This window comes from Brachyspira suanatina, from assembly GCF_001049755.1.
In the GTDB taxonomy this organism is placed as follows: Bacteria; Spirochaetota; Brachyspiria; order Brachyspirales; family Brachyspiraceae; genus Brachyspira; species Brachyspira suanatina.
The window spans coordinates 1,165,817-1,177,903 of sequence record NZ_CVLB01000001.1; the positions used below are offsets into that span (position 1 = coordinate 1,165,817).

Below are 12,087 nucleotides of genomic sequence, written 5' to 3' on the forward strand. Positions count from 1 at the left end.
AAACTCCGTAATATATTTAATTATTATTTCTTTTCTCTACTGATAATAAATGGGCCAAAGCTAATATATAACTATTATCACCAAAGCCAGTAATTACTCCCAATGCTATATCAGATAAATAGCTTTTGCTTCTAAAATCTTCTCTTGCATAAACATTGCTCATATGCACTTCTATAAATGGTATATTAGTTGCCAGAAAAGCATCTCTTATAGCTATAGATGTATGAGCATAAGCACCTGCATTTATTATTATATAGTCTATACTTTCATCATAAGCTCTATGTATTCTGTCTATAATAGCACCTTCATGATTTGATTGAAAGAATGATACTTTTGCACTACCCAATGCTGCTTCTTTAATTTTGTTTTCAATATCGCCTAATGTAATATTTCCAAATATCTTAGTTTGAGCTACTCCTAACATATTTGTATTAGGGCCGTTTATAACTAATATATTCATATATACGATAAAAACCTTTATTTATAGAATTTTTATTAAATAATATAATATACCTATTACAAAAAAAATCAAATGTTGATTTTGTATTATGTTAATTCATTTTAAGTTATTGGAATATGAATATTGTTTTTTTATAATTAAAATTTAATCAATATCTATGAATGCATATTTATTATTTTTATCAGTGCCGTTTTTTTCTATTATTGCAAGAAGGTTATTTTTATTATCTGTTAATGCCATATATTTATTATTGATTTTTATGTTTTCTATTGTTTTTGTATTACCGCATAGTATCTGCTTTATATCTGATTCATCTTCTATTATTGTTTTATCGAAATTTTTAAACATATCAAAGAAAGATAATATTTTATTTTGACTTATATCTTCAATATTACAAGACATATCAATATTATAATTTCCTATGGAAATTCTTTTTAATTCTTTTGTATAGGCTAGATTTCCTGTGATTTCCCCTATATCTCTTATTATTGACCTTATATAAGTACCTTTGCTTACTGAGGTTTTTATTTTGAAATAAGGATAATCATATTCTAATAATTCAATTTTTTCTATACAAACATCAACATCTTTTAATTCAAAACTTTTATTATCTCTAGCTAAATCATAAGCTCTTTTTCCATTTATTTTTTTGGCACTATATATTGGAGGCTTTTGTTTTATATTGCCTTTGAAATTCGTTTTTATAATACTTTCTAATTCTTCAAAACTTAATTTATTATTATTATCTGATTTTTTTATTGTATTGCCTTCTATATCGTCAGTATCTCTGCTTTCTCCGAATATTCCTGATGCTATATATTCTTTATTTAAATCATCGAATAAGAAAAATAGTTTTGTGTATCTTCCGAATGCTAATATTAATACCCCGTCAGCAAAAGGATCCAATGTGCCGGCATGTCCCACTCTTTTTTCTAAAATATTTTCTTTTTGCTTTAACATTATTTTTGTTTGTTTTATGGCATCAAAAGAAGTTATGCCTACAGGTTTATTTAAAATACAAAATCCTTTCACTATATTTCATTATCCTCTTATTATCTGAAGTGAGTTAAAATATATATTCAAAATGTTTTCTGATATATTAGAAAGATTGCTGTATTTTTTTGAAAATAAATCATTTCCTATTGATTTTACTAAGTCATCTATAGTTTCTATATTATGCTTCAAAGTTCCAAGCTGCTGCTGAGATAAATGAAGAAGATGAATATTACTTCTGTCGAATTCTGATATAGTATTTTTTACAGCGGCATCAAGTAGATAATATACTACTATTAATTTTTCTTCCTCTTCAGGTGAAAGTGTAGTATTAGAGCCTGCGTATATTTTTGAGAGTTCTCCTATTCTATATGCTATTTTATATATTGAGTTTAAATTATCAAAAAACCAATTAACATTATTTCTTTTTCTCAAATCCGAAAGTACATATTTAATATCATGCAGTATAGAATATCCTGCACTTTCATCTTCTCCGCTTGATATATAATAATGTGATCTTATAAGTATATCCTGCAAAGAATCAAAATCAGCCTTCCATTGAGGATCTTCTGTATTTGAATTATAGTATTGTTTTTTAAAATCATTCCATATAACTATAAATTTTTCTATAGATTCTTTTCTGTTTGGATTATTAACATCTCTTATTATTAATAATGTGTCCATATATGCTTTATCTAAAGAAGCCATATCTTCTAAAAAATTATCTTCTTTTTTCTGACAGGATGAAAATATGATTACAGTTAACAATAATATAAATATCTTTATATTCAATATGAAATCTCCATATATTTATTTTACAATTTTTATATAATAAAGTTAAAATAATTAATATTATAAAAGGATAATTTATTATAATTTATGGAAAAAAACAAGCTGTATTTTATCATTATTTTATTATTATTTTATTTAATTTCATGTTCAAAGAATAATATGCAAAAAGGTAATTTCTATTCAAAAGTTTATACAGATGTAAGTTTTGAAGCGAGCAGATCAAAGGCAATAGATTCTATATACTATTATATAGCTAAGGAAACTTCATCAATAATCAATAGAACAGATTTTAATATAGTTGCTGTATCTCTAAAGGATAATAATTTGATAGATTTTGATAATAAAGATATAGCTAATATAAAAGAATATAAAAAAGATGATAATTTTTATGTTGAGATAAAGGTAAAAGACAGCGATGTATATAACAGAACTATAGAAATATTACAAAGATTAAAGAAAGAGGGAAGTGTAGAAGATAAATTTTTCAGAGCTAATGCTTCAATACAAATGCCTGATTCAGGAAATCTTAGTGCTTATACAAAACAGATGCTTACTCAAAATGCTTTAAAAAGGGCTTATGAATCATTATTTAGAGTATTGAGAAGCAATGATATAGATGTTAACAGAGCCGTAAAATTGACAAATGAGGCTTATATATTGGAAGAAAGCTACAGTTCTAATGAATATAATGTGGTTGTTGAAACTATTTTGGAGTGATATTTTAATTATATATTATTTAAGTTATTACTGCAGATTATCATAATATAGTTGACATAATTTTTTACTATTTCTTTTTTTAAACTATCCGAAAATCATACAGATATTATGTAAACAATGGGGTAGTTTAATGATTAAAGCTGTAATACTTGGTTTTGTTCAGGCTATAACAGAATTTCTTCCGGTTTCTAGTTCCGGACATTTAAGAATAACAGAATATTTTCTAAATTTTCATGCAGAAAACATATTATCATTTGAAGTTGCACTTCATTTCGGTACATTCTTGGCTACATGCTTAATATTTCGTAAAGATATAATAAATGCTATTGTGGGATTTTTCTCAGGACTTAAAGATGTTAAAAATGCAAGTCAAAATAGCGAAGGTTTTAGAATATCTTTGATGGTGATAATAGCTTCTATACCTGTTGCTATAGTAGGATTATTATTAGAAAAATATTTAAGTAATTTGGATTTACAAAGAATAGGGCTTAATCTTATTATAACAGGTTCTATACTTCTTCTTACTAGAAAATTGGATAAAAATACTTACAGCAATGATTTAAAAGATGTATTTACTATGACTTATAGAAATGCATTTATAATAGGATTAGCACAGTCAATAGCAATATTTCCTGGTATATCAAGGTCTGGTATGACTATAAGTGTAGCTTTATTTTTAGGATTAAATAGAGATTTAGCAGGAAGATTTTCTTTCTTAATATCATTACCTGCCATATTTGGAGCTTTATTATTATCAATAAAGGATATTGCAGATTTTAATATTACTTATGCTTTAGTAGGATTTTTTACAGCATTTATATTTGGTATTATAGCATTGAAATTCCTTCTTTCATTTTTGAAGCAGGGTAAACTTTTCTATTTCGGCTTTTATTGTCTTATAGCTGGAATGGCGGTTTTCTTCTACTTTTTGCAGGTATGATTTTTTAGGTATTGGAGTTTTATTATGATGGGATTATTTAAAAGAAAATTAACAATACAAAAAAGAGCAGAACAAAAGAAATTTGAACAGAAATTAGATAATCAAAATTTTGATGATTATGTTCAAGAAGAATATGAAAATAGAAATCCTTTTTTTGATATAATGGGCTTTTTATGTCTTTTATTTGCCGGTATACTTCTTCTTTCATATTTTAGTATGAATATGGAAGATTTAAATTCTAGCGGTGAAATTAAAAATTTATTAGGTATATTCGGAGCTTATATATCAAGCTATTCATTTTTAGCATTTGGTTTTGCTTCCTATGTAATACCTGCATTTTTTATATATGCCGGAGTTAACATCATATTGAGAAACTCTACAGAAAGAATATTAGTATCTGCATTATCATCTTCTATATTGATGATACTTCTTAGCATACTATTAAATATATTCTTAGGAAGTTTAGATTTTTATAATAAAGGCGGTATGTTAGGCGAGTTTATAGGAGGTTCTTTAGTATCTATATTTGGAAAGACTGGTGCTATTATGATAGTAATTTCCGGACTTGTAATAACTGCTATTATATTTGCTAAAGTTTCTATAATGGATTTGGTTAATTATTTCAGAGATATGGTTAGAAATGTTGATTTTGATAAAATAAAAGATATAGAACAAAAAGTAGTTAATGGAATAAAAGATTTAGAAATAAAATCAATGAAAAATACTGAAACTTCTCTTCAGACAGATAATAAAGAAAAAACATATTCTAGAGATTATCTGCCTTTATTTGATACTAAAGAGATTTCAGAATTAGAATTCAAAACTATACCATTTATAGAGAAAGTAGAAAATAATGATTATAGTTTTGATGAAAAAAAATACAGAGAAAATTTATTGAGAAAAAATAACTCTTCTAATAACTTCTTTACTAAAACTGATTCATTCAGTAAAGAAACTGAAAATATTACAAATGAATTAAAAAATATGCATTTTAACGGCGGAATAAATGTAAATGCATTGGAGAACAGAGAAGAAGATTTGGGACTTACTTTGGCTGAAGTTGTTTTCGGAAAAGAAAAAGCTAATAGAAATAATCCAAGCCGTAAAAGTAGTATGGAAATGGAAGATGAGTTTTATAGAAATTATTATAATGATTTCATAAATAAAAAAAAAAATGAAGAATTAGAAGAAATAGAAAGCAATGATTATTATCAGGAATTTGAAGGACTTGATTATAATATTAACTATTTAAAAAAGTCAGATTTCAAAAGGGCTGCTTATGATGATTCATTTGATAATTATGCCAAATATAATGTTGAAGATCAATATAAAAGAGCCAACAGTGTAGAAAGCTATGATAATTATATGTATGATTATTCTAATATAAACAAAGAAGAAGAAACAAATGTTATTGAAAATGTTGAAGAAGAAGATAGTTTTGAGAAGCTTCAGAGATTAGTTGAAGAGAATAAAAGAAATAAAGAAATTCAATCTAATGAAGTTTATGAAGTCCATAATAATATTGATAACATTGTAGAAACTAAAAAAGAAGAAGAAAAAAAAGAATATGTTTTAACTTCAAATAATGTTGGAAATAGTATAAACAGCAGTAAGAAGAAAAAAGAAGCATTTGAATTTGGTATGGGATATGCCTCAAAAAGAGAATATAACAGAGCTGATCATATACCAAATTATAATAATCATCATAATAATTATACTGATAGTAAGATAGATGAATTTGATTTAGACGAAGAAGAGCTTTATAATGCTGATTCTAATATTGCAGATTCTAATATAGAAGATATAAGATTAAAAACTAGAAGTGTAAATACTGAAAATAATATTAATAATGAAAATTTATTAGAATCTAATAATAATTTGAATAATGCTTTAGAAAATGATAATATAGAAAATCATAATAGTATAATTGATACTCCTATATTAAAAGAATCAGAAGAAATAAATGAAACTGATAAAAAAATAGATAATAATGAAACTCATATAAATAATGCACCTCAGGAGGAAGCAGGATTTATAAATATAGAATCTCAAAAAACAGTTGATACATTAAAGCCTATGAAATCAGTTTTAGGTACTAAATCAATTAAAAATTTAGATACAGACCGTATACAGTCCAATTTTGATACTAAATATGTTGATAAGCATTATAAGCATCCGCCTTTTGATTTATTAAATAGATCAATACCTGTAAATGATGGTGCTATGATGGAGTCTATTAAACAAACAGCAATGCAGCTTGAGCATACTTTATTAGACTTTAATATTGAGGCAAAAGTTACAGGAGTATCAAGAGGCCCTGTTATTACTAGATATGAACTTGAAATTGCATCAGGAATAAGAGTTTCAAAGATATCAAATCTTACTGATAATATTGCTTTGGCATTAGCATCTGAAAGTGTAAGAATAATTGCTCCTATACCTGGACGTTCTGTTATAGGGATAGAGATACCTAATAAAGTGAGAAGTGCCGTTTATTTAAGAGATGTTTTAGAGAGTACCGATTTCAGACAATCAAAACTCGATATACCATTCGTACTTGGAAAAGGTATTTATGGTAATAATGTTGTATCAGATATGTCAGAGGCTCCTCACTTATTAGTTGCCGGTACTACAGGTTCTGGTAAGAGTGTATGCTTATCCACAATAATACTTTCACTTTTATATAAGTTTAGACCTGATGAGCTTAAATTTATATTCGTTGATAAAAAGAGAGTAGAGCTTTCTATTTATAACGGCATACCTCATTTGATGTCTCCTGTAGTTTCAGATGAAAAGAAAGCTACTATAGTATTAAGATACATTGTAGATATAATGGAAAAGAGATACGAGAGAATGGAAAGATTCTTCGTTAGAAATGTTAAAACTTATAATGAGAAGGTAAGACAATTACTTAAAGAGGGTGAAACAGAATTTAATGGAGAGCCTTTAGAGTTATTCCCATATATAGTGCTTGTAATAGATGAGCTTCATAACTTAATGGTTGTTGCTTCAAAAGAGGTAGAAGATTTAATATCACGTTTGGCTGGTATGAGTAGGGCTGTTGGTATACATTTAATAATAGCTACCCAAAGACCTTCTGCTGATGTCGTTACAGGAGTTATAAAGGCTAATCTTCCAACTAGAATAGCATTCCAAGTACCTAACAAAACTAACTCAAGAATTATAATCGATATGTCCGGTGCTGAACAGTTATTGGGTAAAGGAGATGCTTTATTCTGTGCTTCTGGAAGTCAAATGCCTGATAGAGTTCAGGGAGCTTTTGTTTCTGATAATGAAGTTAAAAAGGTTGTTGATTATCTATCTGGTCAGATGTCTCCTATGTTTGATGAGAGTTTAATTGCTGCTTTAGAGGGCAGTGATGCTGATGATAAAAATACAGATGAGGAAGATATACTTGATGAAGAGCTTTGGGAGGATGCAGTTCAGTTGGTTGCTAGAACAGGTAAAGCCAGTGCTTCATTCTTACAAAGACGTTTGAAAATAGGATATAACAGAGCAGCAAGAATAGTAGAGATAATGGAGCGTCAAGGTATAGTAGGGCCAGAAAACGGCAGTAAGCCTAGGGAGGTTTTAATAACTTTAGATGAATAATTATTTATATAATAATTATAAATATTAATTAAATTAATTAGAAGCTATCAAATATTTATATATATGTTTATACCTATCTTAAAAACAGGAGAATTAAAAAATATTAATTCTCTTGTTTTTTTATTAAATAATTATTTAATAAATTTATTATTATTATGTTAATTAATAACTTGAAAAATTATGATTTATATTATATTCTATATTAAATACTATCAAAGATAATTTTTAATTAAATTAAAAAGGATAAAACTATGAAATCTTGGAAAGGACTTTTAAGAGAATACAGAAAATATTTACCTATTACAAATAAAACCCCATTGATAACCTTGCATGAAGGAAACACCCCTTTAATTAAAGCTGAAAGAATAGGAAGGGATTTAGACATAGAATTATATTTGAAATATGACGGACTCAATCCTACTGGTTCTTTTAAAGACAGAGGTATGGTTATGGCTGTTGCTAAGGCACTTGAAGGCAGAGATACTAAAGCTATAATGTGTGCTTCTACAGGAAATACTTCTGCATCTGCTGCTGCTTATGCTGCTAGAAGCGGTATAGATTGTATAGTTGTTATACCTGACGGAAATATTGCTTTGGGTAAATTGGCTCAGGCTTTAATGTATGGCGCTAAAGTTATAGCTATTAAAGGAAATTTTGACGAGGCTCTAAAGGCTGTTGTTGATATTACTAATAAATATCCTATTACTTTGGTAAACTCTATCAATCCTTTCAGACTTCAGGGACAAAAAACTTCTGCATTTGAAATTTGCGATGTTTTAGGAAAGGCTCCTGATTATTTAGCTATACCTGTTGGAAATGCCGGAAATATATCTGCATATTGGATGGGTTTTAAAGAATATAAAGAAAATGGAAAAATAAATAATCTTCCAAAAATGATAGGGTTTGAGGCTGAAGGTTCTGCTGCTATAGTACAAAATAAAATAATAGAAAATCCTCAAACATTAGCTACTGCTATAAAAATAGGAAATCCTGCTAGTTGGAAACTTGCTGTTAATGCTGCTAATGAATCAGAAGGATTTATTGACTCTGTTACTGATGATGAGATATTAGAGGCTTATAAAATGCTTACAGTAGAAGAAGGTGTATTTGCTGAGCCTGCTTCTGCTGCTTCTCTTGCTGGTATAATAAAGAGCCGTAAAGCTGGAAAAATAAATAAAGGCGATACTGTAGTTTCTGTATTAACAGGAAACGGACTTAAAGACCCTGATAATGCAATCAAAATCTGCAATGAACCTATAAAAGTTGATAACAATATAGAAGAAATAAGAAAAGCTATAGGAATATGATAATGAATAAATCTGACAATAAAAAACTTGTAACTTTTAAAATACCTGCTACATCTGCGAATATTGGTTCTGGGTTTGATAGTGTAGGGCTTGCTTTAGATTTGTATAATGAAATACATATATATTCAAATGACAATTCCAAAAAAATAGAATTTGAAATAAGCGGAGAGGGTGAAAGTGAAATATCAAAAGACAATAATATGATACTCGATGCTATGAAATTAGTATATAAAAGATTAAAGTCAAAGCCTGATAAAGGATATATAATAAAATGTATAAATAGAATACCTCTTTCACGCGGACTGGGAAGCAGTTCTGCCGCTATAATAGGAGGTCTTCTTTCTGCTAATTACATACTTGGAAATAAGCTTTCAATTGAAGATGATATATTAAATATGTCAGTTCAGCTTGAAGGGCACCCTGATAATGTATCACCTGCAATATTGGGAGGTATTATATCTGGTGTAGTTCGTAAAGATGAAGATTTCAAATATGTAAAAATAAAACCACCTAAAGATTTAAAGGCTGTAGTTGCTATTCCTAATTTTTATTTGAGTACTGAAACTGCAAGAAATGCTTTGCCTAAAGAAATAAGTTTTAAAGATGCTATATTTAATATTTCAAGGGCTGCACTTCTTACTTCTGCATTATCCTCAAATAGATTAGAATTACTTGAGGTTGCTACAGATGATAAACTTCATCAGGATTACAGATCTAAATTCATACCGGGGCTTAAAGAGTTATTTAAGAATACTAAAGCTGCTGGTGCCTATTCTGTTACAATAAGCGGAGCAGGTTCTTCAATACTTTCTCTTGTTAAGAACGATGAAAAGATAATTAAAAAAGTTTCTGAAACTATGAAAAGCAGTTTCAATAAAAAGAAAATAAACTGTGAGATAAAAGTGTTGAATATACCTCAAAAAGGTGTTATAATAAAATAGATTTTTAATTATTTATTGAATATTAAAAAAGGTTAGTACTATAAAATACTAACCTTTTTTATTTAATTATTTTCTTAATTTTCTTCCTTGTTTATCAGTAAATTGGTCTAATAGTATCATTACAATATCTATAATGTACCATATACCCAAACCGCCTGCAGTGAGCCAGTATAATATACCTGTTCCTATTTTTCCTACATAGAATCTATGAACAGGTAGGAATATTGCAAAAAGCAATGTAACAACCCAACTTCTATCTGAAACTTCCATATGTTCTCCTTAAAAATTATTTATAACTTTAGTATATATTAAATTATAAAAAATAAAACTATTTTATATTATAAATTGCTTAAAATATCATCTAATTTTAAAATATTATCAGCAATTTCTTTTATATAATCATTATCATTACATCTTTCAGCATCTATATACCAATAATATAAATATGGTTTATATTTTTCTTCTTCTAAATCTAAATTAGGAAATTCTTCTATTAGTTTTTTTCTAAATTTATTATTTTTTATTTTATTGATAAGTGTTTCATCTGAATTATCATAATAAATACCAAATAATAACCACTGACCCTCATTATTGTATCCAACTTCTAAAATATTATATAGCCCCCCAAATTTTTCATAATGTTTATAAATACTATGACACCAATTTTGATTAATTATATCATTTATTATACTTTCTTTTTCCACACATACAAAATCATTATTTTTATTCATTATATTCTTAATATTTTCTATAAAAAGAAATTCATTTTTAAATTTTAATTCAATTTTTTTTATGTTTAAAACCTCTACCACACTATTAAATAATTGCAAATATTCATCTAACTTATCAATATCTATATTCTCATCTTCGTTTATTATTTCTTCATCTATTATTTTTAGTATTTCATTTCTTGTCATTTTAATCTCCTTAAAATTATCTTCTTCTAACAAGTAAATTATATAATTCAGTATAATCTTTATAGATTTCTTCTAATTTTTTATCAAAAGTTTCATCATTGAATTCTATATTTTTTGAATATAAAAGTTTTTTCTTATGATCTATAACTTTATTAAGTGTTTTTGATATTTCATTTTCTAATTTTAATAATTTTTGTTTATTATTTTCATCATTTGTATATAGACATAATTTTATATTATCATTAGTATTTAATATATACAATTTAGTATTAATTTTTTCAAAGTATCTACAATTACAATGATATTCTGTATTATATAATAAATGTTCATATATAGTGTCTTCATCTGTTTTTTCTATTTTTTCATTATATTGATTTAATATTTTTTTTTGCAATGATATCGTGAATTTAACATCTTCCTCTTTTCTGCTTTTTAATATCTCTAATTTTTTATCTCTTATTTTATCACTTATAATATCTTTTGCATTATTATATATATCTATATATTCATCATATTTTGCAGTCTCTTCTATACTTTTATATAATTCATTGAGCTTTTCATCATTGAGAAGAATTTTATTAATTGCTTTATTGTTAGGCTTGATTCCAGATAAATAATTTTCATTTTGAATAAATTGAATCATAGCAGATTCTAATACTTTATAGTATTTATCTTTTTCTATTAATTTAATAAACATATCATTTTCTAAAAGATTTTTAAGCCATGAAGCTATAAAACTATGAGGTATACAAAAAAGATTATTACCTATTTCTTTTTTTAATTCATTATTTAAACTATTTTCAGATGGTTCGTATCCATATCTAGTTAAATAAACTACATATATATTTTTTATCTTTCTACTTTTTATATCATTATAATAATCAGCAATTTGATTTTCACCATTATCTCCGCTGTTAATTTTATTTTCTATTATTACAGCATAACTTTTTTTATTATCCCATATAAGCAAATCTATAAATTTATTCTTTTGTGTTTGAAATTCTTTTTTTACTTCAATTTTACCTCCGTCTAACATATCATTTTTATATTCTACATTATGTTTATTAAATAAAAATTCTATAAACAGTTTGGCAAAATTTAATTTTATATTATCCACATCAATATTTTTGTCAATATTTACTTTCAATATATCATATAACATTTGAGAGTTAAATTTTTCTTGTTCTTCTATTAAAATTAAATTAAATATATTTATGTAAGGAGGATTATTAATAAGTTCTTCAAATATTGATTCTTTTTTTGATATTATATGTTTGAGTAATTTTGTTTTTATTTTTTCATCTTCTTGGAATTTTTCGATTATAGTTTTTAACATTATATTATCCGTATTAGCTTTTATATGTATTATATTATATTGTCAATAAAATAAAATGCTGGCATATAAAAA

At 26.1% G+C, this 12,087-nt stretch carries 11 protein-coding genes; 5 read left to right on the forward strand and 6 right to left on the reverse strand.

The genetic code is table 11. The annotated features are described in order from the left end of the window. Positions 1-16: 16 nt before the first annotated feature. The 3 genes from aroQ to BRSU_RS05150 form a co-directional block, all read right to left on the reverse strand. Positions 17-460, reverse strand: coding sequence for a type II 3-dehydroquinate dehydratase (aroQ, locus tag BRSU_RS05140; RefSeq protein ID WP_014488121.1), 444 nt, complete (start codon positions 458-460; stop codon positions 17-19). Positions 461-604: 144 nt separating this feature from the next. Further along, positions 605-1,492 (reverse strand): tRNA pseudouridine(55) synthase TruB, encoded by an 888-nt coding sequence (gene truB / locus BRSU_RS05145; protein WP_048594214.1) that lies wholly within the window; start codon positions 1,490-1,492, stop codon positions 605-607. A 9-nt stretch (positions 1,493-1,501) separates the two neighbouring features. Beyond that, complete coding sequence (locus BRSU_RS05150) at positions 1,502-2,245, reverse strand: hypothetical protein (protein WP_044555212.1); 744 nt, start codon at positions 2,243-2,245, stop codon at positions 1,502-1,504. An 87-nt stretch (positions 2,246-2,332) separates the two neighbouring features. On the opposite strand from BRSU_RS05150, the gene BRSU_RS05155 reads away from it, so the two are divergent. From BRSU_RS05155 to thrB, 5 genes are all read left to right on the forward strand, one after another. Beyond that, positions 2,333-2,962 (forward strand): hypothetical protein, encoded by a 630-nt coding sequence (locus BRSU_RS05155; protein WP_048594215.1) that lies wholly within the window; start codon positions 2,333-2,335, stop codon positions 2,960-2,962. 130 nt (positions 2,963-3,092) lie between these two features. Then, positions 3,093-3,902 (forward strand): undecaprenyl-diphosphate phosphatase, encoded by an 810-nt coding sequence (locus tag BRSU_RS05160; protein ID WP_048594216.1) that lies wholly within the window; start codon positions 3,093-3,095, stop codon positions 3,900-3,902. 24 nt (positions 3,903-3,926) lie between these two features. Next, positions 3,927-7,514 carry a DNA translocase FtsK gene (locus BRSU_RS05165; protein ID WP_048594217.1) on the forward strand — a complete coding sequence of 1,196 codons (3,588 nt, stop codon included), beginning with the start codon at positions 3,927-3,929 and terminating at the stop codon, positions 7,512-7,514. A 251-nt stretch (positions 7,515-7,765) separates the two neighbouring features. Further along, positions 7,766-8,821 carry a threonine synthase gene (thrC, locus tag BRSU_RS05170; RefSeq protein ID WP_048594218.1) on the forward strand — a complete coding sequence of 352 codons (1,056 nt, stop codon included), beginning with the start codon at positions 7,766-7,768 and terminating at the stop codon, positions 8,819-8,821. Then, on the forward strand, positions 8,818-9,762 hold the full coding sequence (gene thrB / locus BRSU_RS05175) for a homoserine kinase (RefSeq protein WP_048594219.1): 945 nt from the start codon (positions 8,818-8,820) through the stop codon (positions 9,760-9,762). The genes thrC and thrB overlap by 4 nt, the downstream gene beginning before the upstream one ends. 66 nt (positions 9,763-9,828) lie before the next feature. On the opposite strand, the gene BRSU_RS05180 is transcribed toward thrB, so the two are convergent. The 3 genes from BRSU_RS05180 to BRSU_RS05190 all read right to left on the reverse strand — a co-directional run bounded on the left by BRSU_RS05180 (position 9,829) and on the right by BRSU_RS05190 (position 12,015). Continuing rightward, a complete protein-coding gene (locus BRSU_RS05180) occupies positions 9,829-10,032 on the reverse strand; it encodes a TM2 domain-containing protein (protein ID WP_048594220.1) in 204 nt (67 codons plus the stop codon). Positions 10,033-10,100: 68 nt separating this feature from the next. Continuing rightward, positions 10,101-10,679, reverse strand: coding sequence for a hypothetical protein (locus tag BRSU_RS05185; RefSeq protein ID WP_048594221.1), 579 nt, complete (start codon positions 10,677-10,679; stop codon positions 10,101-10,103). Between the two features lie 16 nt (positions 10,680-10,695). Further along, a complete protein-coding gene (locus tag BRSU_RS05190; RefSeq protein WP_048594222.1) occupies positions 10,696-12,015 on the reverse strand; it encodes a PDDEXK-like family protein in 1,320 nt (439 codons plus the stop codon). Between the last annotated feature and the right edge of the window lie 72 nt (positions 12,016-12,087).

Bases quoted from the DNA above. Each gene is read 5' to 3' on its own strand.
- BRSU_RS05165 (WP_048594217.1), top strand. From the start codon at position 3,927: ATGATGGGATTATTTAAAAGAAAATTAACAATACAAAAAAGAGCAGAA.
- BRSU_RS05180 (WP_048594220.1), bottom strand. From the start codon at position 10,032: ATGGAAGTTTCAGATAGAAGTTGGGTTGTTACATTGCTTTTTGCAATA.
- aroQ (WP_014488121.1), bottom strand. From the start codon at position 460: ATGAATATATTAGTTATAAACGGCCCTAATACAAATATGTTAGGAGTA.
- thrC (WP_048594218.1), top strand. From the start codon at position 7,766: ATGAAATCTTGGAAAGGACTTTTAAGAGAATACAGAAAATATTTACCT.
- BRSU_RS05155 (WP_048594215.1), top strand. From the start codon at position 2,333: ATGGAAAAAAACAAGCTGTATTTTATCATTATTTTATTATTATTTTAT.
- BRSU_RS05190 (WP_048594222.1), bottom strand. From the start codon at position 12,015: ATGTTAAAAACTATAATCGAAAAATTCCAAGAAGATGAAAAAATAAAA.
- thrB (WP_048594219.1), top strand. From the start codon at position 8,818: ATGATAATGAATAAATCTGACAATAAAAAACTTGTAACTTTTAAAATA.
- BRSU_RS05185 (WP_048594221.1), bottom strand. From the start codon at position 10,679: ATGACAAGAAATGAAATACTAAAAATAATAGATGAAGAAATAATAAAC.
- BRSU_RS05160 (WP_048594216.1), top strand. From the start codon at position 3,093: ATGATTAAAGCTGTAATACTTGGTTTTGTTCAGGCTATAACAGAATTT.